This is a genomic window from Hydrogenophaga pseudoflava, assembly GCF_004353865.1.
GTDB classification, from domain to species: domain Bacteria; phylum Pseudomonadota; class Gammaproteobacteria; order Burkholderiales; family Burkholderiaceae_C; genus Hydrogenophaga; species Hydrogenophaga pseudoflava.
On record NZ_CP037867.1, the window covers coordinates 3,878,126 to 3,901,001 of the forward strand.

Sequence of the window (22,876 nt, forward strand, 5' to 3'; positions counted from 1 at the left end):
TGGTCCTCCTGTTCGTGTTTACGGTGCAAGGCGGCTGGCAAATCCACCTGAACCACTCGCCCCAATCACTAACCGCTGCGTCGCCCGCGTGGCCCCCACATAGAACAGCCGGGCCTCCTCGCGCTCGTCTTCGCCCTCGGCGGGCATGCGCCCGGCCCCCACCAGCGCCACCACCGGGAACTCCAGCCCTTTGCTGACGTGCAGCGTCATCACCTTGATGCTGTCGTGCGCGGGATCGAACACGCTGGATGAGTTGCGGCGCAGCTGGTGCGGCAGCTTGCGTTTGCGCAGGAATTCGGCGCACATGTCCATTTCGCTGTGGTGGCGGCAGAGGATGGCCATGTCGGCCCAGGCGTGGCCTTCGCGGTGGGCGGTGGCCAGCAGCTCGGCCACCTGGGCCACCTCTTCGCGCAGGGTGGGCAGGCGCACGATGAGTGGCGCCTCGCCGTCGCGCCCGCAGCTGACGGGCTTGAGCAGGGGCACGCCGTCGTCGTCCTTGTCTTCGGCGGTCAACAGATCAGCGGCGACCAGGCTGGCGGTTTGCAGGATCTGCCGCGTGTTGCGGTAGTTGATCTTGAGGATGGTGGTGCGCCCCTGCGCCTGGATGCCCACGCTCTTGAAGCTGAAGTTTTTGCTCTTCTGCGTGCGGTCGTAAATGCTCTGCGCGTCGTCGTACAGCACGAGCAGGCTGTTGGTGGCGGGGTCTACCATCTGCACCACCAGGCGCAGCCATTCGGGCGCGAAGTCGTGGCCTTCGTCAATCAGCACGGCCTGGTATTGCCCGCTGGGGATCTGGCGGCGGTCCACGCCGGTGATGACGCGCTGGACCATGTCTTCAAAGAAGGCGTCCCAAGGCAGGTTCTGCGGGGGCAGGTCTTGCCCGTAGGCCACCAGTTGCTGACGACACCATTTGTGGAAGTGCACGGCGTGCACGCGGTCGGCAATGCCTTTGGCGGCCATCACGCGGGCAATCTGCCGGGCCAGCGGTTCGTTGTAGCAGAGGATGAGGATGGGTTTGCTGGCGGCGGTCTGCGCCTTGGCCAGGTGTTCGGCGCGGTAGCCCAGCAGCATGGTCTTGCCAGAACCGGCCACGCCGTGGATGACGCGGTGCCCGTCGCCAAGGCTCCTTGCAAGCTGCTCCTGCTGCAGGTACATCACCCGCATGATGCTGGGCAGTTCGGCGCCTTCATCGAAATTTTGGTCGGCGCCGTCAAACAGCTCACCATTCACCTGCACGCGCACCTCGGGGAACATGATCCAGCGCACCCGGTCCATCTGCGGCAGCGACATGACGCCGCCCATCATGAAGGGGAACATGTCCCACAGCCGACTTTGCAGCGCCTCGGGCTCCACCTGTTCGCCCATTTCGTCCTGGCAGATGACGCGGTGCGGTTCGATGGCGTGGGCGAGTTCGGCTATGTCGAACTGCGCGCGGGTGATGTTGGGCAGCACCACGCCGTAGCTCCACGGAAAGGCCAGCTTGCCCTGGTGCCGGCCTTCGGGCTGCACCAGCTGCGGGTCGCGCTCCAGCGCGTTGACCACCTGGTGCGCGTACTGCCGGGCCTGCTCCAGCGGGTTGGGAATGGTCTTGGGGCCGAGTTCGCCGTGAATGTCCCAGGTCTGCTTGTTGGCCTGGATGAGGGTGGAGAGCCGGAAGTCCTTGACCTCCAGGATCAGGATGCCCCGGCGCGGGTGCATCACCACAAAGTCCGGGTGCTGGTGCTTGGGGCCGACGGCCACGTCGTACCAGAGCAGGTAGTCGGCGTCGAGCTTCTGTTCAAGCCGCTCGGCGGTGCGGCGTTCGCCGGGCGTCATGCGTGCAACGCGACTGCCCAGGGCGGGTATCAGTGTGGCCATCTGACTTGTGTCTTTTTGTTTCCCTGGGCGGCATGATGCACGCTTTTGGCAGGAACGTGCTCTTTTACCTGCCAACGTCGGCCACCTCCTATGCGCCATTCGTGTTTCCGCCAGCAGCCACTACTCCAACCCAATAATTCCCTTTATGGGTATGATTAAACCCAATATGGGTATAAATCAGCCGTCATCCCTTTCGTCCACCGCCGACGCCCTCTTCCCCAAGGTGCGCCAGCGCGTGCTGGCCGTGCTGTTCGGCGCGCCGGACCGCAGCTTCTACACGAACGAGGTGATCGGCCTGGCGCAGTCGGGTGCGGGCGCCGTCCAGCGTGAGCTGGCCGACCTGGCCGCCGCGGGTTTGCTCACGGTGCGCAGGCAAGGCAACCAGAAGCACTTTCAGGCCAATCCGGCGTCGCCGGTGTTTGCCGAGTTGCGCGGGCTGGTGCTCAAGACGATGGGGCTGGCCGATGTGCTGCGCGCTGCGCTGGCACCGCTGGCGCCGCAGATCGAGCGGGCGTTCGTGTTCGGCTCCATCGCCAAACAGCAGGACACCGCGGCCAGCGATGTGGACCTGCTGGTGGTGAGCGACACGCTGGGCTATGGCGAGGTGTTTGGCGCGCTGGAAAGCGCCAGCCAGACATTGGGCCGCACGATCAACCCGGCGCTGTACGCCGCCGCCGATTTCCGAGCCCGGCTGCAGGGCGACAATGCGTTCATCAACCGCGTGATGCAACAGCCAAAGATATGGCTGATCGGCCAGGAGGAATCACCGCAGCATGAGCCCACTCCACCCACTTGAAAACCTGAGCCGCATGGGCGGCTCGCTCAAACCGGAACCGCCCGACGCGGCCGAGATCGCCGGCTTGCTGCGCACAGGCCGCGCCCGTCTGGCGGATGCAGGCAACACCACGTTGGCGTTGGAGAGCCGCTTCGACCTGGCCTACAACGCGGCACATGCGCTGTGCCTGGCCGCGCTGCGCGCCAAGGGCTACCGCGCCGCCAACCGCTACATCGTCTTTCAGGTGCTACCGCACACGCTGGGGCTGGGGCCCGAGGTCTGGCGCGTGCTGGACCTGTGCCACAACAAGCGCAACCAGGGCGAGTACGAGGGCTTGCTGGAGGTGGACGAGCGGCTGGTGAAGGATCTGATCACGGCCACGCAGAAAGTGGCCGACGCGCTCGGCGCAGGGTGACTCCGACCTTATTGCGCTTGTCTTCGCCCTCTGCGGGCAGGCGCCCGGCGCCGACCAGCGCCACCACCTGGAACTCCGGCCCTTTGCTGACGTGCAGCGTCAACACCTTGATGCTGTCGTGCGCGGGGTCGTACACGCCCAAGTGCTTGATGGCTCACATGGCCCAGATAAAAAAAGTGTTTCCCATAGTTGACATTTCAGCCATATTAAACAGAATGGGAAACAAATGCCAGCCAAACCACCCCTTCCGACCGCCCAAAGCACCGCCCAGCTGCAAGCCTTGGGCACACAGCTTCGCGCGCGCCGCAAGGCCTTGCGGGTGAGCAGCACAGCGGCAGCGGAGGCAGCAGGAATGTCGCGGGTAACGCTGCATCGCATCGAAAAGGGAGAGCCTTCTGTGGCGGCCGGCGCCTGGGCCAACGCCATGGCGGCGCTGGGTATGTCGCTGGTGGCGCTGAACGCCGAAGACGCCCAAGCCACGCGCCCCGAAGATGTCAATGGGCCGAATCTGGCCAACTGGATACCCGTGCGTGTGCGCCTGGCGGACTACCCGCAGCTCAAGGCACTGGCCTGGCAGGTACACGGCACCGAAGCGCTCACGCCCGTCGAGGCGCTGGGCATTTACGAGCGCAACGCGCGCCATCTGGATACGGCGGCCATGTCGCCCGCCGAGCAGGCGCTGCTTCTGGCCTTGCAAACGGGTCTGGGCAAGGGCCTGGGCCAGGGATTGGGGGATGCGGCAGCAGTGGGTACGCCCGATGTTTGAACGCCCGCACCACCAGCGCATAGCGCATGTGCTGGCCGCGCTGGACGGCGATGTGCTGCGCCAGCACGGCTGCCTGTTTGGCGGGGGCACCTGCATCGCTATGCGACATGGCGAGTACCGCGAATCGGTGGACATCGACTTTCTGGTATCCGACGCAGCGGGTTATCGGGAGCTGCGCCAATTGCTCACCGGGCCAGCCGGGCTCAACGCGGTGATGCGGCCCGGAGCGCAGCCATTGACCATGCTGCGCGAGGTGCGTGCCGATCAGTACGGCTTGCGAACGGTGGTGCAGATGGACGGCCAGGCGATCAAGTTTGAAATCGTCCGCGAGGCCCGGATCGCACTGGAGGCGCCCGGCCCGGACGATGTGGTGTGCGGCATCGCCACGCTGACGCGGCTCGACTTGGCGACGTCCAAACTGCTGGCCAACTCAGACCGTCAGGCGGACGATGGCGTGTTCAGCCGCGATGTGATCGATCTGGCGATGATGGACCTGCGCCTGCCCTTGTTGCGCACGGCACTGACCAAGGCCACACAAGCCTATGGACCTGCCGTAGCGCGCGACCTGACCAAGGCAATTGACCGCCTGCAAGAGCGCCAGGGCTGGCTGGATCGGTGCATGCAAGCCATGGCGATGACGATGCCCAAGGCGGTGCTGTGGCAAAAGATCCGGACCCTGCGCAGGGTGTTGAAGACCCGCTGAGTTCGGGGAATCCGCTGGCGCACCGCCCGCGTAACCCCTGCACAAAACAGCCGCGCTGCCTCCCGCCTGTCTTCGCACTTGACGTTCCTGGCGCCGTTCAGACAGGATCGGCCCTCTCAGGCTGCCGCCGCCTTCGCCCGCATCTTGGCGGCGATGTACTCGCCATGGGTCACGTGCAGCAGGCCGGCGATCTTGCTGATGACGTAGTTTTCGTGCGCGTCCAGGTGGGCGTCGGCATAGGCCACGTGCCACAGCGATTCGACCAGTTCGATCTTTTGCGGATGCGTCAGGCGGTCGTTGACCCGGCTGGTGAAGGCATGGAAGTCGTTGGCGGTGCGGGCGGTGTCCTGCGCGAGCGCCATCAGGTCGTCCACGGACGCGGGCTGCAGCGCAAAGCGGTCACTGAGCGCACGGATCACGGCCTGGTGCTCGGCCACGGTGTGGCCGTGGTCGGCGCGCATCACCTCTACCAGCAGCACGGCGGTGGCCAGGTGCAGCGCCTGCTCGGCCTCGGCGGCCGAGTGGGCGGGGTCGATGTCGAGGAAGGTATCGAGCAGGTGCCGGAAGGCTTTGAGCATGGGCGGGGTCGTTTTTTTTTCAGGGCCTACTTCTTCACCAGATGCCCGCGGATGTCGGCCAGCTTGGCCTGCAGGCGGCGCTGGTTGTCCGCGCCGACACGCAGCAGGATCTTGCGCCCGGCCGACAGGTTCTGCAGCTGCGGGTCGGCAAACTCGTAGCGCACCCAGGGCAGTTGCGAAGGCACGGAACCTTTGACTTCCACCAGATGCACAGCCGGCGCCTGCGCGGGCACGGGTGTGTCGATGAGGTGGTCGATCACCTGCACCAGCCGGTCGTTGAAGTAGCGCCCCGGGAAGCCCTGCTCCGCGTAGGCCTGCTGGACCAGCGGGTAGAGGCGGCGGTACATGCCCACCGCCTGGGCGGTGTCGACCGACTCGATCAGGCTCACCAGCGGCTGGTAGCGCCGGCTGTTGTCGGGGTGGATGGTCTCGGCGCCGTCGGCGCTGTTGCGCTGGGTGGTGAAGCGTTGCGGCGTGGGGCTGACGGGCCAGACGGTGACCGGCGCGTGCGGCCGCGCGAGGTTGTCCACGGTGGCTACCACGTGAGGAAGAAAGCCGTCGATCTGCAGGAAGTTGAGCACGTTCTTGCGGCCGATCAGTCGCTCCAGCATCTGGTTCACCTGCGGCCCGGCGTCGGCCAGCGCAGGCAAGGGCTCTTTGTCGGCCTGGCCGTCGGCGCCGGGTTCGGCGGCGTCGATGGGGTGTTCGACGGCGGGTGTGGTGGGTGCGGCGGCGGGAGCGGCTGGCTGTACGGGCTCGGCGGGTGCGGCAGGTGCGGCGGCAACCGGTGCGGCTTCGGGTGCGGGCACCGCCTGGTTGCGCTTCCAGGCGTAGTAGCCGCCTGCGGCCACCAGGGCGAGCACGATGGCCACCACGAGCAGGGAGGGAGTGCGGGAAGGTTCGGGGGGACGGTACTCGTCGCGATCCAGTTCAGGTTCCATGGGCCTCATCTGCGCCGTAGCGGGTGGACAGGCGGACCATCCTACGCGTCTGGAGGGGTCAGGTCCACCCTGCGCCCCGACCTCCCGCCCTGCCCGGCCACAGCACCAGCCACACCACCCCCACCAGCCCCAGCCACTTCAGCAGCGCGAGCAGCGACATCAGCGCGCCGGTGATGGCCGCGACGAAAAAGTACTCGCTGTGGGTGAGCGTGACCGTGAGCCAGGTGAACAGGTTTTCGCCGACGTCGGAAAACACCATCAGCGGCAGTGCCCAGCCCAGGCGGTTGAGCCAGCGCGAAACGGGCTGCCCGACGCGCCGCAACCCGGCGCCGCGCGCAAACCCGGCCACGCAGAAGCGCGACAGCACCTGGGCGTAGGCCACGATGAGCCCCAGGTCCCACAGCAGCGACCAGCGCGGTGAGCCGAACAGGTTCACTTGCTGCAACCCCGTGATCAGGCCCTCCCAGATCTGTCCCCTTTGGACAGCGGCCAGACCGTCGTAGAACCAGAACATCTGCCAGCGCACAAAGTCCAGGTTGGTGGCCAGGAACGCCGGGTAACTGGAGACCGCCTGCCACAGGTCGGCCCGGAAGCTCAGTTGCGCATAGTGTTCGGACTTCAGCAGCATCTGCCCGATGCCGCCGTACAGCACCAGGAAGGCCAGGCACCAGCCGAGGATGGGCAGCCAGGGCCGGGGCCGCGCCCAGTCGGTGTCTTTCGGGAAGGCCACGGCAAGGGACTGGACGCTGGGGTGTTCTTCGGCGGGGATGGTCTGCCGGCCGCCGGCGCCGTCGTCGACCCGGCCCGGCGTGCGCACCGCCATGCCGGTGACGGCCCACAACGGGGTGCGGTGCAGTTCGCTGTGGGCCACGGGCACCAGCGGCTTGGGGCTGGGCAGGTCGGCGTACAGCGCTTCCAGCACCTGCTGGTCGCTCATCGGCTGGCCGTCCGCCGTGTTCAGGCGAAGGCCGCATTGCACGGCCTCGCCCACCAGCCAGCCCATGGCGCGGTCGGCCAGCGCCAGCCGGTCGGGCGCGTAGCCGCCCCCCACATCGCAGTGGGCGCCGGAGAACCAGAGCTGTTTGAGCGACACGGGCAGGCCGCGATCGGACCGGTACTGGCCGTTGGGGTCGACGTACTGCCGGGGAGCGAACTGCGCGCGGTATTCGTCCAGGGCCAGCGCCTGCCGGACGTTGAGGAAGCGCTTGCCGCCCACGTCGGCGCGCGCGGTGAACTGTTTGGAAAACGGCGGCATGCCCACGGACGCCACCGTGTCCCAGACGCCCACGAAATGGATGTTGACGTGCTGTTCGAAGGGGTCGGCGAACAGTTGCGTGGCCTGCCGGGCGATGCGGCGCGCGCTGTCGCCGCGGCTGTCGCGGTCCGAGAAGTAGACGTGCAGCAGCGACGGCACCATCGAGACCATGTGCGGCTGCAGGATGCCGAACATGTTGACCAGCCCCGCCACGCTGCGCGCCGTGAAGGCCCCGCGGGAAAAGCCGAAGACGTAGAGCTCGTCGCCGGGCTGGTAGCTCGACATGAGGAACTGGTAGCACTCGGCCATGTTCTCGTAGACCCCGCGGCCGAAGGCCAGGCCGGCCAGCCGCTCGCCGTAGCGGTTGATGCTGTCCCACACGGTGGCGCCGGGCAGCTCGCCCGGGTTGCCGACGCCGGGGTCGTAGAACACCAGCTGCTGCTCATCGCCGTGGGTGCGGAGCAATTGGCACAGCCGCACGACGTTGGTGTCGTTCTCGCCACCAGTGAGGTTGTTGTTGGTCCCGTCGCAGCAGAGCACGATCTGGCGTGGCGTCGAAGCGTTCATGGGTCTGCTCCTTCACAAGCCGTGGGAGCTGCAAGTGTGATCCGAAAAATGACCGGCCACTCCCCCCTGAATGAGGGAGGCGCAGGCCTGCGTTGAGGAGTAGCTTGGCAGCACCTCTCACCAACCATTCGGAGGTTTCCATGGGCGACACGAACGACAAGCCACCGGCCAAAGAGGGCTGGCTGGTCAAGCTGAATCTGGTGCTGACGATGGTGCTGGCGGCACTGGGTTTCTGGCTGAACTTCAACTCCCAGCAGCAGAAGCTGGCCTTCGACGAGCAGAAGCTGGCCATCGAAAAGCTGCAGTCCCTGCTGGCCACGAACCGCGATCAGCGCGAGGAGCGCGGCTCGCGCGAGCAGATGCGGCTGCAGCTGTTCGACAAGGTGTCGGTCTCCCTGCAGAAAGGCGAGGACCGGCATGTCGAGGCGGCGCGCGCGCTGGTCGAAAGCCTGCTGTCCACGAACGACCCGGTCGAGTCCGAGCTCCGGGTGGGCCTGATCCGCGCGCTGTCCCTGGGCGCGCCGCCGGCCAAGCAACAGGAGCTGATCGAGGCCGCCAACAAGGAAGCGACTTTCAGGACCGAGCAGAAGGCACTGGAAGCCGACGTGCTGCGGCGGGCGGAAAAGCCCTTTGCACGGGAGAGCCCCCTGGCTGCATACCGGGTGGATGTCTTCTACTGCGCCGGGGTGTCGGCGGCCGCCAATGAAAGCAAGGCCCAGTGGGTCCAGAAAACGCTCAGGGAACGCATCGCTGGCATACAGGTGCGGGTCAGGGAACTGGCGCCGTCCATCAACGCCAGTCCGGGCTATGGCATCACCCGCAGCGAGGTGCGGTATGAAACCGCCACGGAAGCCCGCGCCGCCGAAGAGCTGGCCAGCATCCTCTCCACCGGCGGCACCCGGCTGCCGCTGAGGCCCGTGAACAACGCCACGCCCCTGTACCTGAGCGTGTTTGCCTGCTGACCTGCGGCTTTGTCCTACACGCGCCTCAGGCTTCGTCGGACGCGCGGGCTCTGCGGGTTCAGGGATGATCGGTCCACCATCACAGGAGACCCACCATGAATGCACTGGCTTGCAGCGTTTTCTCCGTCGCCCTCTGTGGATCCCTCGTCCCTGCGTGGGCCGCGGGCGACCGGCCGTCCGTGCAGGCGCAATACCAGGCCGACCGCCAGGCCTGCCTGTTGCTCACCGATCCCGTGGCGCGGCAGGACTGCCTGCGAGAAGCCGGAGCGGTGCGCCAGGAGGCGCTGCAGGGTCAGCGTGCGCCCACACCCGATGCCGCCACCCTGACCCGCAACGCCTTGGTGCGCTGCCAGGTGCACCCGGCGGGCACCGAGCGCGACATGTGCGAACGCATGGTGCGGGGCGAAGGCCGGGTGCAGGGTGATGTGGCCAGCGGCGGTGTGTTGCGCGAGCTCACGGTGACGGTGCCCGCCCCGACGCCGGTCGACGCCGCGCGTTGACTCCGAAGCACCGCTGGCGGGGCCGCTTCAGTGCCGCTCGGGCACCTGCCCTGCCTCGTCGCCCCACACGCGGTTGATGCGGCGGCCACGCTGCACCGCCGGGCGCTCGCCAATGGTTTTCGCCCAGCGCAGCACGTGCGTGTACTCGTGCACCGAGAGGAACTCGCCCGCGTTGTAGATCTTGCCCTCGACCAGGGCGCCGTACCACGGGTAGATGGCGATGTCGGCGATGCTGTATTCGTCACCCGCCATGAAGGTGTGCGTGGCCAGGTGGCGGTTGAGCACGTCGAGCTGGCGCTTGGTTTCCATCGCGAAGCGGTTGATGGGGTACTCGAACTTCTCGGGCGCGTAGGCGTAGAAATGCCCGAAACCGCCGCCCAGGTAGGGTGCAGAGCCCATCTGCCAGAACAGCCAGTTCAGCGCCTCGGTGCGCGGCCCGTGCGCCTTGGGCAAAAGAGCGCCGAACTTCTCGGCCAGGTACAGCAGGATGGAGCCGGACTCGAACACGCGCGTCGGCGGTTCGGTGCTGCGGTCCAGCAGGGCCGGGATCTTGGAGTTGGGGTTGACCTCGACGAAGCCGCTGGAGAACTGGTCGCCCTCGCTGATCTTGATCAGCCAGGCGTCGTATTCGGCGCCGCTGTGGCCCAGGGCCAGCAGCTCTTCGAGCATCACCGTCACCTTCACGCCGTTGGGCGTGGCCATCGAATACAGCTGCAGCGGGTGTTTGCCCACCGGCAGGGCCTTGTCGTGCGTGGGGCCGGCGATGGGGCGGTTGATGTTGGCGAACTGACCGCCATTGGCCTGGTCCCAGGTCCAGACAGCGGGGGGGGTGTAAGGGGTGTTGGTGCTCATGAGCCCATGCTAGTCCAGCGGCAGAAACCCTGCCATGGCACAACCCCAAAGAGGTGTGGCATGCGCAGAGGCCCTGTGATAGCCTGCTCCGGGAAGATCCGCCACCGACCTGACCAGACGCCCGGGTCCATGCTGTCCACCCTCCACCACACCGTTCTGCAAAGCATCATCGACCACCTGCCCAGCGGGGTCACGATGTTCGATGCCGGGCAGCGTCTGGTGGCCTACAACCAGCAGGCGCGCAAGCTGCTGGATTTTCCGGACGAGCTGTTCGCCCACGGCATGCCCACGCTGTACGACTTTGCCCTGTTCAACGCACGGCGGGGTGAATACGGACCAGGCGACCCCGAACAGCAGGCACAGGCGGTGAGTGATCGCGCCAGGTCACTGCAACCGCATGTGTTCGAACGCCAGCGGCCCGACGGCACCGTGATCGAAATTCGCGGCACCCCCTTACCCACCGGCGGATTCGTCTCGATCTACACCGACGTCACCGAACGCAAGCGCTCCGAGCAGGAAGCCCGCCGCCTGGCGGTCTATCTGGACGCCGTGATCAACGCGCTGCCGCAGGGTGTGACGGTGATCGACGAGCACTTGGTGATCCGGCTGTGGAACCGCAGTTTCGAGCAGTTGCTGGACCTGCCCGAGGGTCTGATGAAACCGGGGGTGACCTTCGAGGATGTGGCCCGCAGCAACGCCCAGCGCGGCGAGTACGGTGAAGTGGACGTGGAGGCCAAGGTGGTCGAAGCGGCTGCGCTGGCGCGCCAGTTCCTGCCGCACCGGCTGATCCGCCAGCGCCCGAACGGGCGCACGCTGGAGATCGTGGGCAGCGCCCTGAGCATCGACGGGCAGATCCGCGGCTTTGTCACCACCTACACCGACGTCACCGAGCTGCGCGAAGCCCAGCAAGCCCTGGAGCGACTGAACGCCGAGCTGGACCAGCGGGTGACCGAGCGCACACGGGCGCTGCAGGACCTCAACAAGGAGCTGGAGTCGTTCACCTACTCGGTGTCGCACGACCTGCGCACGCCGCTGCGCAGCATCCAGGGCTTTTCCACGCTGCTGCTGGAGACCGAGGCGGAGAAGCTCAGCGAGCAAGGCCGCACTTCGCTCCAGCGCATCCAGTCCAACGCCGGCCGCATGGGCTCGCTGATCACCGATCTGCTGTCCATGGCCCAGCACAGCCGGGGGGATCTGGACCTGCAGCAGGTGAACCTGAGCGCCATGGCGCAGGGGGTCGCCAACGAGCTGCAGCGGGCCGACCCGGACCGTCAGGCCGACTGGCGCATCGTGCCCGGGTTGTGGGTGCAGGCCGATCCGGGGCTGCTGCGGCTGGTGCTGCAGAACCTGCTGGGCAACGCATGGAAGTACACCGCGCGGCGGGACATGGCGGTGATCGAACTGAGTGGCAGCGGCGAGATCGACCGCATGTGCTGGTTCGAGCTGCAGGACAACGGCGCCGGGTTCGACATGCAGTACGCCGACCAGCTGTTCCAGCCCTTCCAGCGGCTGCACCGTCCGCACGAGTTCGAGGGCACGGGCATCGGGCTGGCAATCGTGCAGCGCATCCTGCAGCGCCACGGGGGCTCGATCAACGGACAGGCCGAGATCGGCCAGGGTGCACTCTTCCGCTTCTGCCTGCCCTGCGTGCAGGCCCAGGCGCCCCAGGGACTCTGAACCGCCCGGGACCTGGGGCTCAGTGCACGAGCACCTTTCTCAGGGCCGACGCCAGCTCCGAAGCCACGAACTTGGCCACGTAGGCGTCGGCGCCCACGGACTGCACATGGGCCTCGTTGGTCGAACCGGTGAGGGAGGAATGGATGACCACCGGGATGGACTTGAACCGCGGGTCCTGCTTGATGTTGCGCGTGAGTGTGAAGCCGTCCATGACCGGCATCTCCAGGTCGGTCAGCACCAGGGCCACACGGTCGGCGGCCGAACGACCCTCGGCGCGGGCTTCGTCGTCGATCGACTGCAGCCGGTCCCAGGCCTCCTGCCCGGTCTTGGTCATGACAAAGCTCACCCCCATGGCACCCAGCCCCTGCTCGATCAGCATGCGCGCGACCGGCGAATCGTCGGCGGCCAGCACGATCGAACCGGGGGGCAGGACCACCTGGTCGCCCACGGCGTCGAGGGCGGTCTCGTTGGCAGCTGCCGGCATCACGCTGCGCAGAATCTGCTCCACGTCCAGCACCTGCACCAGACGCGTGCTGCCGTTCTCGCCCGCCAGCTTGGCAATGCTGGTCACCAGGTCACCGCCATTGCCTTCGGCGGCCAGCACGTCGCTCCACTCCAGCCGCACGATCTCATCCACTTCCTCCACGGCAAAGGCCTGGGTGGTGCGGGCGTACTCGGTGACCATCAGGATGCTGTGCCCGCGCTTGGGCGTGCAGCCGACCATGGCGGGCAGGTCGATCACAGGAATGATCTGGCCACGGATGTTGGCCACGCCCAGCACCTGTGGCGGTGCGTTGGCGATGCCCGTGATCTTGGGCATGACCAGGATTTCGCGCACCTTGAAGACGTTGATGCCGAACAGCTCGCGGCGGTCGCTGCCGGGCGCCTCGCCCAGGCGGAACAGCATCAGCTCGAACTGGTTGTTGCTGGTGAGCTGCGCGCGCTCGTTGACGTCGTGCAGCGTGGTACTCAGGCTCATGGGGGCTCCGGAGGGAATATCACTTGCAGGATACGAAGCAAGCGCCCAAGCCTAAGTCCGGATCAGCGCGGCGAAAACCCGCTTATTCACTCGCCCTGTGCACCAGCCGCAAAACGGAGGACACTTGATTCACAGTTCATGCCCGCCGCCAACCCACCCGCTCCCGCCATGACCCGACGCCCCCGAAAAGCCATCGACGCGGAACCCGCCAGCATTCCGGACGCTTCGCCCATCGGTCGGGCGCTGCTGTCGCTGATCGGCAAGGTGCCCTCCTCCCGGGAGCCGGTGAGCAGCGCACCCATGGACGACGCCCGCAAGGCGGCCAACGCGGCGGCGGCCAAGGCCGCGCTGGCCGCAGGCGCGCTGGCGCTGCCGCCCGGCGTGGTGGGCTGGCTGACCATCCTGCCGGAGATGATGGGCGTCTGGAAGATCCAGCGGCAGATGGTGGCCGACATCGCAGCGCTCTACGGCAAACACGCCACGCTCACGCCCGAGCAGGTGGTGTACTGCCTGTTCCAGCACACAGCGGCGCAAGGGGTGCGCGACCTGGTGGTCCGTGTCGGTCAGCGCACGCTGGTGCGGCGCGCCTCGCCGGTGCTGATCCGCACGATCACGCGGCGGATCGGCGCCAGGCTGGCCCAGAAGGCCGCGGGCAGAGGCGTGGCGCGCTGGATTCCGGTGATCGGCGCCGTCGGCATGGGCGCGTATGCCTACTACGACACCGCGCAGGTGGCGGCCACAGCCATCGACCTGTTCGAAGGGGTGATCGAGGTGGAAGCGGTGGAAGTCGGCGCTTAGCCACCCCAGCTTGCGAGTGCGAAGCCGATCGCGGCGCGGACCGCCGCGGTCTGCGCCAGATTGCATTGGGACGGTGTCGCCCGCGGACTGTCCGGGTACACCTCGGTGGTCGTGGTGTAGCGCGCTCCCGTGATGCTGGCGCACAGGCCGAGCTCGCGCAACGGATACCGGATCACACCGGGCGCCACCATGGGCGAGCCAATGATGCCGCCGGCCGTGTCGGCGGGCGCGATGTGCGTGACCCTGGAGACCTCGTCGATGATGGCCTGCTGGAACCCGGGTTGGGGGTTCTCGGTGTCGTCCACCAGATAGAAGCCATCGGGAATCGTGCCGGGTTCGAAGGCCTCGCCGTCGCGGGCCGCCTTGGCCGGCCGGAACTCGGATTCGTCGCTGTCGGTGGTTTCGTGCAGGTCGATGTGAGCGATGAACCGCCCTTTGAACGGCGCGACCAGACGCATCAGCGCCGCCGACTCGGGCGCCGGGCTCGGCTCGCGGAACGAGCGGTTGGGGTCGACGGCATCGTGGTTCCAGCGCTGGACGCGCTCATAGGCCCATGGACTGACGCAAGGCACCACCAGCAGGTTGACCCGGTCACTGAACGCCGCGGCATCCTGCGCCAGGAACTGCAGGGCGCCATGAACGCCACTGGTCTCGTAGCCATGCACACCGCCGGTGACCAGGACGACCGGCAAGTCGCTGCCCCACCCCCGACTGCGAACGGCCAGCAACGGCAGACGCCCGTCGCCGGACTCCACCTCTCCATAGGTCTGCACGTCGAAATGACCGCGCAACCGGTCCACCGCCGCCACCACGTCGTCGCGGTGGGAGCGCTGTCGCCGCTGGCGCGAGCGCCAGAGGGCCCGCTCTTCCGGGCCCCAGGGCTTGCCCGGCGTTCCGATGGGATAGAAGGATGTGGTGGCCTCTGAAGACGTCATGGACGGACTTTCTGTGGTGCGGTGGCACAGCGACAATGCAGCCATGAATTTTGCCGAACGCCTCAGATCCCTTCCGTCGGTCGCCCACCTTGCGTCGCTGGACCTGCTCGACGCCAGCGGCGCCCTGGTGGCCAGCATCCACAACCAGCCTGGTCAGACCGGCTCGCTGGCGGTCTACCACGCGCTCGCCAAGCAGTACGGCGGCACCATCACGCCCGAAGCCGCGGCACTGGGCCTGCAGTGGTACGGAGAACACACGGCGGACGCCCTGGCGAACCCCGGCAAGCACCCCAACATCGACCGGCTGCTGGCCTGGTCGCAGGGAACGGCCATCTATCTGGTGCGGCCACACAACGCCTGACCGGCGGTCAGATTCACGTCAAGGGGCGTGAACTACAATTGCGGGCTATGTTTGACGCCAGCCCGTTCTCCCTGAACACCGCACCCGCCGCCATGGCCGGTGTTGCTGCGCGCGCGATCTCCATCAAAACCACGACCATTAAGGGCTGATCCAGCCTGGTTCGTCGTGCGCCCTCCCCGGCCAGACGAGCCGGGCAAGTCGGTCTGGTCTGGACCTGTTTATTCACTTGAAAGGGCATTCTCAATGAGCAAGTTGGTTGGTCTGGTCGGCTGGCGCGGCATGGTCGGCTCCGTTTTGATGGATCGCATGGTCGAGGAAAAGGACTTCGACCTGATCGAGCCGCTGTTCTTCTCCACCTCCAACGCCGGCGGCAAGGCGCCTGCCATGGCGAAGAACGAAACCACGCTGCAGGACGCGAACAACATCGACGCCCTCAAGCGCTGCGAAATCATCATCACCGCACAGGGTGGCGACTACACCAACGAGGTCTACCCCAAGCTGCGCGCCGCCGGCTGGAACGGCCACTGGATCGACGCCGCCTCCGCCCTGCGCATGGAAAAGGACGCCGTCATCGTGCTCGACCCGGTCAACATGCCGGTGATCAAGAACGCCTTGGCCAAGGGCGGCAAGGAATGGATCGGCGGCAACTGCACCGTCTCCTGCATGCTGATGGGCGTGGGCGCGCTGTACAAGGCCGGTCTGGTCGAGTGGATGAGCACCCAGACCTACCAGGCCGCCTCGGGCGGCGGCGCCCAGCACATGCGCGAACTGCTGACGCAGTACGGCACGCTGAACGCCGAGGTGAAGGCCCTGCTGGACGACCCCAAGAGCGCCATCCTGGAAATCGACCGCAAGGTCATCGCCAAGCAGCGCAGCCTGAGCGGCGCCGAGACCGCCAATTTCGGCGTGCCGCTGGGCGGTTCGCTGATCCCCTGGATCGACAAGGACCTGGGCAACGGCATGTCCAAGGAAGAGTGGAAGGGCATGGCCGAGACCAACAAGATCCTGGGCATGGGCGAAGGTTTCGGCTCGGCGCCGATCCCGGTGGACGGGTTCTGCGTGCGCGTGGGCGCCATGCGCTGCCACAGCCAGGCCCTGACCTTCAAGTTGAAGAAGGATGTGCCGGTGGCCGACATTGAGGCCATGATCGCCGCCGACAACCCCTGGGCCAAGGTGGTGCCGAACACCCGCGAAGCCACCATCAGGGACCTGACGCCGGTGGCCGTGACCGGCACCATGAGCATCCCGGTCGGCCGCATCCGCAAACTGGCCATGGGCCCCGAGTACGTGGGCGCCTTCACCATCGGCGACCAGCTCCTGTGGGGCGCCGCCGAGCCGCTGCGCCGCATGCTGCGCATCCTGCTCGACGCCTGATTCGTCACTACTTCTTACTTACATTCACAAAAAAGCCGGCCTGCGCGCCGGCTTTGTCGTTGTGACGCCGCAACGCGAACAACGCCCGTGGGCCGACCAAAGGCCACCCCGGAAACTCAAGCGGATTCTCAGCTTGTCACCGTAATGCGTTGATGTTAAGGTCAATTCTCGGTTTTTTACGTCGAGGTTCAAGTGCCCAAATCCACCCGCCATACCCCCTTGTTCGGGACCATGACCACCCTCGGGGGCGTCGGTCGCAGAGGAACTTCGCGGTTACATGCCGTGGCAGCAGCTGCACTGCTGTCTGCCGGCCTCATGCAGCACGACGACGCGCTCGCTCTCGCGCTTGGTCGCGTGGCGGTGCAGTCCTCGTTGGGCGAGCCTTTGCGGGCCGAGGTGGATGTGCTCGAAATCACGCCCGAAGAGGCCTCCAGCCTGCGCGTCGGACTGGCGGCACCGGAAGCCTTCAGGTCCTCGGGTATGGACCTCAGTTCGGCCATCGCCGGACTCCAGATCACCCTGCAGCGCCGGGCGGACGGCCGTGCATACCTGAGCGTGGTGGGCTCGCGCCCTGTCAACGAGCCCTTCGTGGACATGGTGCTAGAGGCCAATTGGTCGTCCGGCCGGCTGGTGCGGGAATACACACTGCTGCTGGACCCACCCAAGACCACGGCGGCGCCACCAGCACCGCTCAACGCTGCCGCGGCAGCACCTGCGCCAGCCCCGGCGGCTCGCAGCAATGCCGCCGCAGCACCCGCTGCCCCGAGCCGAGCGGCCACCCCATCGGCGGCCGCAACCCCCAAGGCAGACAAGCCCGCTGCGGCAGCCCCTGCGGCGGCCAAGCCGGCAGCAGCGCCCTCCGCCGACGGCCCGTCCAAACAGGTCACCACCAAGGCTGGCGACACCGCTGGCCGCATCGCAGCGGCCAACCTGCCCGCCAATGCATCGCTTGACCAGATGCTGGTGGCCATGCTCCGCGCCAATCCGCAGGCGTTCATCGGCAACAACGTCAACCGGATGAAAGCCGGCGCGATCCTGAACCTGCCGACCGAAGCAGCATCCATCGGCGTCTCTGCCGGAGAAGCCAAGCGCATCGTGGCGGCCCAGAGCCGCGACTTCAACGAGTTCCGTCGCCGGCTGGCGGGTGCAGTCCCCGAAGCACCTGTGGCGGCCGCCGACCGCCAGGCGTCCGGCAAGGTGCAAACCGAAGTCGAAGACAAGAAGCCGGCCCAGTCGGCTCAGGACAAGCTGACGCTGTCCAAGGGCGCGGTTGCGGGCCAGGATGCCAAGGAAGACAAGATCGCCCAGGAACGCCAGGCCAAGGAAGCATCGACCCGGGTGGCAGAGCTTTCTCGCAACATCGACGAGCTGTCCAAGCTGGGACCGGCCGCGGCATCGGGTGCGCCAGCGGCTCCTGCAGCCAAACCCGCCGCCAGCACCCCGGCCCCGTCTCTGCCTGTGGGGGCTCCAACCGCACCAGCTGCGGCGCCCGCACCTGTGGCCGCCACACCTGCCGCCCCCTCCCCGGAACCGGCCGCAGCCCCGGCCCCCCCAACCCCTACCGCGGAATCTGCACCTGCTCCGGCGCCCGAGGCGCCTGCCGCCGCTGAGCCTCCTGCTCCCCCTCCGGCACCAGCCCCAGCTCCTGCACCGAAACCACGTCCAGCGCCTGCCCCCGCGCCTGTCGAAGAGCCGTCGTTTGTCGGCCAGCTGATGGACAACCCCATGGTGCTGCCTGGCGCGGCCGCCCTGCTGGCGTTGCTCGGAGGCTTCGCGTTCTACCGCACGCGCCAGAAGAAGAAGGGCAGCGGCGTCGACAGCTCCTTCCTGGAAAGCCGCCTGCAGCCCGACTCGTTCTTTGGCTCCAGCGGGGGGCAACGCATCGACACCAACGAAGCCGCGGCGTCCGGATCGTCCATGGTGTATTCGCCCAGTCAGCTGGACGCCGCCGGTGATGTCGATCCCGTGGCGGAGGCCGACGTCTACCTCGCCTACGGCAGGGACCTGCAAGCCGAGGAGATCCTCAAAGAAGCCATGCGCAGCGCACCCACCAGGGTCGCCATTCACAACAAGCTGCTCGAGATCTATGCCAAGCGCCGCGACTCGAAGGCTTTCGAGGTGGTCGCCACGGAGGCCTATGCACTCACGCAAGGCCAGGGACCGGAGTGGGAGCACGCCTGCGAACTGGGCAAGGAACTGGATCCTGCCAACCCGCTGTACCAGCCCGGAGGAAGTCCGGCGGTCAAACCCGGCGCGGCCGTGCCGATGGCCACCGGCGCCACCATCCCGTTTGGCAGCAGCACGCTGGGAGACAACGCCAAGTCGGGAGACGCAGGCGACCTGGATCTCGATCTGGACTTCATGGAAGAGTCCTCGCGCTCGCCGCTGGCTGCCGCCAACGGCAAGGCCGACGCTCCGGTGTCGGCAATGGATGACCTTTCCCAGACCGACGCCCTGACCCCTGAGCCAGCCCAGTTGGCCGACCCGGCGTCGCGGCCCATGGATTTCGATCTTGACTTCCCGTCAGACCCCATGCCGCTGACCTCAATGCCCGCGGCAGAGCAGCCTACTTTCGACCATGCGGAAGTCCTGCCCGACTTCGACATCGAGACACCGGCGAGTGCGCCCGCAGCTGCACCAGCCTCTCCGGAACTGATGTCCTTTGATCTGGGCGACCTGAGCCTCGACCTCAATGGCAAACCCGAGGCGGGCGATCCGCTGGCGGGCAACGAGCTGGGCGCGGAAAGCCCGCTGGAAACCAAGCTCTCGCTGGCAGAGGAGTTCCGCGCCATCGGCGATCTGGAAGGCGCGCGCTCCCTGGCCGAAGAGGTGCTGGCAGAAGCATCGGGCTCTCTCAAGACCAAGGCCAGCGCTTTCCTGGCAGACCTCTCCTGACCCCCGCATCCTCCGCTCCTCTCCCCGACGCGCCCACTCCGGCCCCGATGCCGGCCGGTGGGCGCATCGCATTGGGCGTGTCCTACAACGGCCGGAACTACGACGGCTGGCAGAGCCAGCCCAGCGGCCAAACGGTCCAGGACAAGCTCGAAAGGGCCCTGGCCCGCTTTCTGGATGTGCCTGCGGTGAATACCCTTTGCGCCGGGCGCACCGATGCTGGCGTGCACGGACTGAACCAGGTGGTGCATTTCGACAGCCCGCTGGTGCGGCCTGAAAACGCCTGGGTGCGCGGCACCAACAGCTTCCTGCCGCCCGACATCGCCGTGCAATGGGCGCGCAAGGTGCCACCAGGCTTTCACGCACGGGCCAGCGCCACCGGCCGGCGCTATGCCTACGTACTGCTCGAATCGCCCGTGCGCCCCAGTGTGGACCAGGGACAGGTGGGCTGGGTGTTCCGCCCGCTGGACCTGGCCGCCATGCAAAGCGCTGCCAACGCGCTGCTGGGCGAACACGACTTCACGTCGTTCCGAGCGTCGTCCTGCCAGGCTCACAGCCCGGTCAAGGACATGCGCCGCATCGAGATCGCCCGGCGCGGTGCCTACTGGCGCTTCGAATTCGAAGCCTCGGCCTTCCTGCACCACATGATCCGCAACATCATGGGCTGCCTGATTGCTGTCGGAACCGGGAACCGCCCGCCGTCGTGGATGGCCGAGGTGCTGGCCGCCCAAAGCCGCGACGCCGCCGCGCCCACCTTTGCACCCGACGGCTTGTATTTCCTGGGTCCGGTCTACGATCCGTCCTGGAACATCCCGGACCGCACACCCGCTTTCGACTGGTTGCCCTGAGCCCCATGCCCCACCGCACCCGCATCAAGATCTGCGGCCTCACGCGCGAGGCCGATGTGGACGCCGCCGTCCATGCCGGGGCCGACGCCATCGGCTTCGTGCTCTACCCGCAGAGCCCGCGCTTTGTCAGTCCGGAACGAGCGGGCGAACTGGCTCGCCGGCTACCGCCCTTCGTCACACCCGTGCTGCTGTTCGTCAACGCCAGCCCCGAGTTCATCGCCCAGGGTCTGGCCGCTGTGCCCAACGCCCTCCTGCAATTCCACGGCGACGAAACGCCGGCCGACTGCACAGCCGCCTGCCGACCGTTCGTCCGCGCCGCGCGCATTCCCCCTGGCCCGGCCGGCGCGGGCTTCGATCTCCTAAAATACGCGTCCGACTTCACCGCAGCCCAGGCCATCCTGCTCGACGCCCACGTCGAGGGCTACGGTGGCGGCGGTCAATCTTTCGACTGGACGGCTTTCCCTTGGTCACACCCCACACTAAACGCCAGCTCTCGCCTCGTTTTGTCTGGTGGACTCACGCCTGCAAACGTGACCGATGGCATTCGCCTCGTGCGGCCTTGGGCCGTTGACGTGAGCTCCGGGGTCGAAGCCGCCAAAGGCATCAAGGACCCAGACAAGATGCTCGCCTTCGTGGCCGCCGTGCGCGCGGCCGATGCACAGAACCCCCGCCCCAGCTGACCCGTCTTCGGGTGGCTCGGGCCCAGCAACGAGACACCCCACATGGACACCAGCACCTACCAGCAACCCGACGCCCGCGGCCACTTCGGCATCTACGGTGGCAGCTTCGTGAGCGAGACGCTCACCCACGCCATCAACGAGCTCAAGGCCGCGTACGCCAAGTACCAGCACGACCCCGCCTTTCTGGCCGAATTCCGCAAGGAACTGGCCCACTTCGTCGGCCGGCCCAGCCCGGTCTACCACGCCGAGCGCATGAGCCGCGAAGTCGGCGGCGCGCAGATCTTTCTCAAGCGCGAGGACCTCAACCACACCGGCGCGCACAAGATCAACAACGTGATCGGCCAGGCCATGCTCGCCAAGCGCATGGGCAAGCCGCGCGTGATCGCCGAGACCGGCGCCGGACAACACGGCGTGGCCACCGCCACCATCTGCGCCCGCTACGGCCTGGAGTGCGTGGTCTACATGGGCAGCGAGGACGTCAAGCGCCAGAGCCCCAACGTCTACCGAATGAAGCTGCTGGGCGCGACCGTCGTGCCCGTCGAGTCGGGCAGCAAGACGCTGAAGGACGCGCTCAACGAAGCCATGCGCGACTGGGTCGCCAACGTGGACAACACCTTCTACATCATCGGCACCGTGGCCGGCCCGCACCCCTACCCGATGATGGTGCGCGACTTCCAGAGCGTGATCGGCAACGAATGCCTGGTGCAGATGCCGCAGATGCTGAAAGAAGCCGGCTGTGTGGGCGAGCAGCCCGACGCCGTGGTCGCCTGCGTGGGCGGTGGCAGCAACGCCATGGGTATCTTCTATCCCTACATCAACCACACCGGCACGCGCCTGATCGGCGTGGAGGCGGCGGGGGAAGGCCTGGACAGCGGCAAACATTCTGCGTCGCTGCAGAAGGGCAGCCCCGGCGTGCTGCACGGCAACCGCACCTACGTGCTGCAGGACGACAACGGCCAGGTGACCGAAACGCACAGCGTCAGCGCGGGCCTCGACTATCCCGGCGTCGGCCCCGAGCATGCCTTCCTCAAGGACATCGGACGCGCAGAGTACGTCGGCATCACCGACAAGGAGGCGCTGGAGGCCTTCCACTACCTCTGCCGCACCGAGGGCATCATCCCCGCGCTGGAATCGAGCCATGCGGTGGCCTACGGCATGAAGCTGGCCAAAACGATGAAGCCCACGCAGTCGGTGCTGGTCAACCTCTCCGGCCGCGGCGACAAGGACATCGGCACCGTGGCCGACCTGTCCAACGCCGACTTCTACTGCCGCCCCAGCTGCCGCGGCCAGTCCGTCAAGGGCGGCGCCGATTCCGTTGTGAAGGTGTCCAAATGAGCCGCATCGAAAAAACTCTGGCCGACCTGAAGGCCCAGAACCGCAAGACCCTGATTCCGTTCGTCACCGCTGGCTTCCCGTATGCCGACATCACGCCCAAGCTGATGCACGGCATGGTCGAAGGCGGTGCCGACATCATCGAACTGGGCGTCCCGTTCTCCGACCCGTCCGCCGACGGCCCGGTGATCCAGAAAGCGGGCGACCGCGCGCTGTCGCTGGGCATCGGCCTGGCGCAGGTGATCGCCATGGTGCGCGAGTTCCGCAAGGAGAACGACCGCACGCCGGTGGTGCTGATGGGGTATGCCAACCCGATCGAGCGCTACGACCAGAAGCACGGTGCGGGCAGCTTCGTGCGCGACGCCTCGGCCGCCGGCGTGGATGGCGTGCTGGTGGTGGATTACCCGCCCGAAGAATGCGAGGAGTTCGCCGCCGCCCTGCGCGCGGCGAACATGGACCTCATCTTCCTGCTGGCCCCCACCAGCACCGACGAGCGCATGGCGCAGGTGGCGCGCGTGGCCAGCGGCTACGTCTACTACGTCTCGCTCAAGGGTGTGACCGGTGCTGGCTCGCTGGACGTGGGCCAGGTGGAGGCGATGCTGCCGCGCATCCGCACGCATGTGAGCATCCCCGTGGGTGTGGGCTTCGGCATCCGCGACGCCGAGACCGCCAAGGCCATTGGCAAGACCGCCGACGCGGTGGTGATCGGCAGCAAGATCATCCAGCTGATCGAGGATGAGCCCTTCGAGAAGGTGGTGCCGGTGGCGGCCCACTTCATGCGCACCATCCGGAAAGCGCTGGACGCATAATCCGCCATCTTTAAGCCGGC

22 protein-coding genes are annotated in these 22,876 nt (G+C 67.0%); 15 read left to right on the plus strand and 7 right to left on the minus strand.

Annotated features, from left to right (window positions below; genetic code table 11):
- Positions 1-18 precede the first annotated feature (18 nt).
- On the minus strand, positions 19-1,857 hold the full coding sequence (locus tag HPF_RS18620; RefSeq protein WP_133157487.1) for a 3'-5' exonuclease: 1,839 nt from the start codon (positions 1,855-1,857) through the stop codon (positions 19-21).
- Between the two features lie 151 nt (positions 1,858-2,008).
- Between HPF_RS18620 and HPF_RS18625 the strand changes: the two genes are divergently transcribed.
- From HPF_RS18625 to HPF_RS18640, 4 genes are all read left to right on the plus strand, one after another.
- Positions 2,009-2,653 carry a nucleotidyltransferase domain-containing protein gene (locus HPF_RS18625; protein WP_133157488.1) on the plus strand — a complete coding sequence of 215 codons (645 nt, stop codon included), beginning with the start codon at positions 2,009-2,011 and terminating at the stop codon, positions 2,651-2,653.
- Positions 2,631-3,047, plus strand: coding sequence for a hypothetical protein (locus HPF_RS18630; protein WP_133157489.1), 417 nt, complete (start codon positions 2,631-2,633; stop codon positions 3,045-3,047). Before HPF_RS18625 ends, HPF_RS18630 begins: the two co-directional genes overlap by 23 nt.
- A 226-nt stretch (positions 3,048-3,273) precedes the next feature.
- Entirely contained in the window at positions 3,274-3,813 is a 540-nt protein-coding gene (locus tag HPF_RS18635; RefSeq protein ID WP_133157490.1) for a helix-turn-helix domain-containing protein, read from the plus strand.
- Positions 3,806-4,516: a nucleotidyl transferase AbiEii/AbiGii toxin family protein gene (locus tag HPF_RS18640; protein ID WP_133157491.1), complete on the plus strand. Its 711-nt coding sequence runs from the start codon at positions 3,806-3,808 to the stop codon at positions 4,514-4,516. The genes HPF_RS18635 and HPF_RS18640 overlap by 8 nt, the downstream gene beginning before the upstream one ends.
- A 116-nt stretch (positions 4,517-4,632) precedes the next feature.
- Here the strand turns inward: HPF_RS18640 and HPF_RS18645 are convergent, their stop codons facing one another.
- The 3 genes from HPF_RS18645 to HPF_RS18655 are packed head-to-tail and all read right to left on the minus strand — an operon-like array spanning position 4,633 to position 7,857.
- Positions 4,633-5,094, minus strand: coding sequence for a tellurite resistance TerB family protein (locus HPF_RS18645; RefSeq protein WP_133157492.1), 462 nt, complete (start codon positions 5,092-5,094; stop codon positions 4,633-4,635).
- Positions 5,095-5,120: 26 nt separating this feature from the next.
- On the minus strand, positions 5,121-6,035 hold the full coding sequence (locus HPF_RS18650; protein WP_133157493.1) for a DUF3014 domain-containing protein: 915 nt from the start codon (positions 6,033-6,035) through the stop codon (positions 5,121-5,123).
- A 58-nt stretch (positions 6,036-6,093) separates the two neighbouring features.
- Positions 6,094-7,857: a T6SS phospholipase effector Tle1-like catalytic domain-containing protein gene (locus HPF_RS18655; protein WP_133157494.1), complete on the minus strand. Its 1,764-nt coding sequence runs from the start codon at positions 7,855-7,857 to the stop codon at positions 6,094-6,096.
- Positions 7,858-7,997: 140 nt separating this feature from the next.
- On the opposite strand from HPF_RS18655, the gene HPF_RS18660 reads away from it, so the two are divergent.
- Positions 7,998-8,819, plus strand: a complete 822-nt coding sequence (locus tag HPF_RS18660; protein WP_079365446.1) for a hypothetical protein — start codon at positions 7,998-8,000, stop codon at positions 8,817-8,819.
- Positions 8,820-8,914: 95 nt separating this feature from the next.
- Positions 8,915-9,319, plus strand: coding sequence for a hypothetical protein (locus HPF_RS18665; RefSeq protein WP_066157845.1), 405 nt, complete (start codon positions 8,915-8,917; stop codon positions 9,317-9,319).
- Between the two features lie 27 nt (positions 9,320-9,346).
- Here HPF_RS18665 and yghU read toward each other — a convergent pair whose 3' ends face one another.
- A complete protein-coding gene (yghU, locus tag HPF_RS18670; RefSeq protein WP_133157495.1) occupies positions 9,347-10,171 on the minus strand; it encodes a glutathione-dependent disulfide-bond oxidoreductase in 825 nt (274 codons plus the stop codon).
- Positions 10,172-10,300: 129 nt separating this feature from the next.
- Between yghU and HPF_RS18675 the strand changes: the two genes are divergently transcribed.
- Entirely contained in the window at positions 10,301-11,848 is a 1,548-nt protein-coding gene (locus HPF_RS18675; protein ID WP_165961742.1) for a sensor histidine kinase, read from the plus strand.
- Positions 11,849-11,867: 19 nt separating this feature from the next.
- Here the strand turns inward: HPF_RS18675 and HPF_RS18680 are convergent, their stop codons facing one another.
- Entirely contained in the window at positions 11,868-12,827 is a 960-nt protein-coding gene (locus HPF_RS18680; protein WP_066157837.1) for a chemotaxis protein, read from the minus strand.
- A gap of 168 nt (positions 12,828-12,995) precedes the next feature.
- On the opposite strand from HPF_RS18680, the gene HPF_RS18685 reads away from it, so the two are divergent.
- Positions 12,996-13,625 (plus strand): hypothetical protein, encoded by a 630-nt coding sequence (locus HPF_RS18685; protein ID WP_133157497.1) that lies wholly within the window; start codon positions 12,996-12,998, stop codon positions 13,623-13,625.
- Here the strand turns inward: HPF_RS18685 and HPF_RS18690 are convergent.
- The gene (locus tag HPF_RS18690) at positions 13,622-14,560 is read right to left on the minus strand and encodes a M14 family metallopeptidase (protein ID WP_133157498.1); all 939 of its coding nucleotides are present in this window, start codon (positions 14,558-14,560) and stop codon (positions 13,622-13,624) included. The genes HPF_RS18685 and HPF_RS18690 overlap by 4 nt on opposite strands.
- Positions 14,561-14,603: 43 nt before the next feature.
- Here HPF_RS18690 and HPF_RS18695 point away from each other — a divergent pair, with 43 nt between their 5' ends.
- The 7 genes from HPF_RS18695 to trpA all read left to right on the plus strand — a co-directional run bounded on the left by HPF_RS18695 (position 14,604) and on the right by trpA (position 22,856).
- Positions 14,604-14,921, plus strand: coding sequence for a DUF2322 family protein (locus HPF_RS18695; RefSeq protein ID WP_133157499.1), 318 nt, complete (start codon positions 14,604-14,606; stop codon positions 14,919-14,921).
- 243 nt (positions 14,922-15,164) lie between these two features.
- Complete coding sequence (gene asd / locus HPF_RS18700) at positions 15,165-16,295, plus strand: aspartate-semialdehyde dehydrogenase (protein WP_066157830.1); 1,131 nt, start codon at positions 15,165-15,167, stop codon at positions 16,293-16,295.
- 282 nt (positions 16,296-16,577) lie between these two features.
- Entirely contained in the window at positions 16,578-19,190 is a 2,613-nt protein-coding gene (locus tag HPF_RS18705; protein WP_341785640.1) for a FimV/HubP family polar landmark protein, read from the plus strand.
- Between the two features lie 47 nt (positions 19,191-19,237).
- Positions 19,238-20,035 carry a tRNA pseudouridine(38-40) synthase TruA gene (gene truA, locus HPF_RS18710; protein WP_127805379.1) on the plus strand — a complete coding sequence of 266 codons (798 nt, stop codon included), beginning with the start codon at positions 19,238-19,240 and terminating at the stop codon, positions 20,033-20,035.
- A 5-nt stretch (positions 20,036-20,040) separates the two neighbouring features.
- Positions 20,041-20,715 carry a phosphoribosylanthranilate isomerase gene (locus HPF_RS18715; protein WP_133157501.1) on the plus strand — a complete coding sequence of 225 codons (675 nt, stop codon included), beginning with the start codon at positions 20,041-20,043 and terminating at the stop codon, positions 20,713-20,715.
- Between the two features lie 42 nt (positions 20,716-20,757).
- Positions 20,758-22,050 carry a tryptophan synthase subunit beta gene (trpB, locus tag HPF_RS18720; protein ID WP_133157502.1) on the plus strand — a complete coding sequence of 431 codons (1,293 nt, stop codon included), beginning with the start codon at positions 20,758-20,760 and terminating at the stop codon, positions 22,048-22,050.
- Positions 22,047-22,856 carry a tryptophan synthase subunit alpha gene (trpA, locus tag HPF_RS18725; RefSeq protein ID WP_133157503.1) on the plus strand — a complete coding sequence of 270 codons (810 nt, stop codon included), beginning with the start codon at positions 22,047-22,049 and terminating at the stop codon, positions 22,854-22,856. The genes trpB and trpA overlap by 4 nt, the downstream gene beginning before the upstream one ends.
- Positions 22,857-22,876 lie beyond the last annotated feature (20 nt).

What these genes read in the sequence shown, in the direction of transcription:
- HPF_RS18685 (WP_133157497.1), top strand. Translation starts at nt 12,996, where the DNA reads ATGACCCGACGCCCCCGAAAAGCCATCGACGCGGAACCCGCCAGCATT.
- HPF_RS18655 (WP_133157494.1), bottom strand. Translation starts at nt 7,857, where the DNA reads ATGAACGCTTCGACGCCACGCCAGATCGTGCTCTGCTGCGACGGGACC.
- trpB (WP_133157502.1), top strand. Translation starts at nt 20,758, where the DNA reads ATGGACACCAGCACCTACCAGCAACCCGACGCCCGCGGCCACTTCGGC.
- truA (WP_127805379.1), top strand. Translation starts at nt 19,238, where the DNA reads ATGCCGGCCGGTGGGCGCATCGCATTGGGCGTGTCCTACAACGGCCGG.
- trpA (WP_133157503.1), top strand. Translation starts at nt 22,047, where the DNA reads ATGAGCCGCATCGAAAAAACTCTGGCCGACCTGAAGGCCCAGAACCGC.
- HPF_RS18675 (WP_165961742.1), top strand. Translation starts at nt 10,301, where the DNA reads ATGCTGTCCACCCTCCACCACACCGTTCTGCAAAGCATCATCGACCAC.
- HPF_RS18660 (WP_079365446.1), top strand. Translation starts at nt 7,998, where the DNA reads ATGGGCGACACGAACGACAAGCCACCGGCCAAAGAGGGCTGGCTGGTC.
- HPF_RS18665 (WP_066157845.1), top strand. Translation starts at nt 8,915, where the DNA reads ATGAATGCACTGGCTTGCAGCGTTTTCTCCGTCGCCCTCTGTGGATCC.
- HPF_RS18680 (WP_066157837.1), bottom strand. Translation starts at nt 12,827, where the DNA reads ATGAGCCTGAGTACCACGCTGCACGACGTCAACGAGCGCGCGCAGCTC.
- HPF_RS18635 (WP_133157490.1), top strand. Translation starts at nt 3,274, where the DNA reads ATGCCAGCCAAACCACCCCTTCCGACCGCCCAAAGCACCGCCCAGCTG.
- HPF_RS18690 (WP_133157498.1), bottom strand. Translation starts at nt 14,560, where the DNA reads ATGACGTCTTCAGAGGCCACCACATCCTTCTATCCCATCGGAACGCCG.
- HPF_RS18645 (WP_133157492.1), bottom strand. Translation starts at nt 5,094, where the DNA reads ATGCTCAAAGCCTTCCGGCACCTGCTCGATACCTTCCTCGACATCGAC.
- HPF_RS18640 (WP_133157491.1), top strand. Translation starts at nt 3,806, where the DNA reads ATGTTTGAACGCCCGCACCACCAGCGCATAGCGCATGTGCTGGCCGCG.
- asd (WP_066157830.1), top strand. Translation starts at nt 15,165, where the DNA reads ATGAGCAAGTTGGTTGGTCTGGTCGGCTGGCGCGGCATGGTCGGCTCC.
- HPF_RS18650 (WP_133157493.1), bottom strand. Translation starts at nt 6,035, where the DNA reads ATGGAACCTGAACTGGATCGCGACGAGTACCGTCCCCCCGAACCTTCC.
- yghU (WP_133157495.1), bottom strand. Translation starts at nt 10,171, where the DNA reads ATGAGCACCAACACCCCTTACACCCCCCCCGCTGTCTGGACCTGGGAC.
- HPF_RS18620 (WP_133157487.1), bottom strand. Translation starts at nt 1,857, where the DNA reads ATGGCCACACTGATACCCGCCCTGGGCAGTCGCGTTGCACGCATGACG.
- HPF_RS18695 (WP_133157499.1), top strand. Translation starts at nt 14,604, where the DNA reads ATGAATTTTGCCGAACGCCTCAGATCCCTTCCGTCGGTCGCCCACCTT.
- HPF_RS18630 (WP_133157489.1), top strand. Translation starts at nt 2,631, where the DNA reads ATGAGCCCACTCCACCCACTTGAAAACCTGAGCCGCATGGGCGGCTCG.
- HPF_RS18715 (WP_133157501.1), top strand. Translation starts at nt 20,041, where the DNA reads ATGCCCCACCGCACCCGCATCAAGATCTGCGGCCTCACGCGCGAGGCC.
- HPF_RS18625 (WP_133157488.1), top strand. Translation starts at nt 2,009, where the DNA reads ATGATTAAACCCAATATGGGTATAAATCAGCCGTCATCCCTTTCGTCC.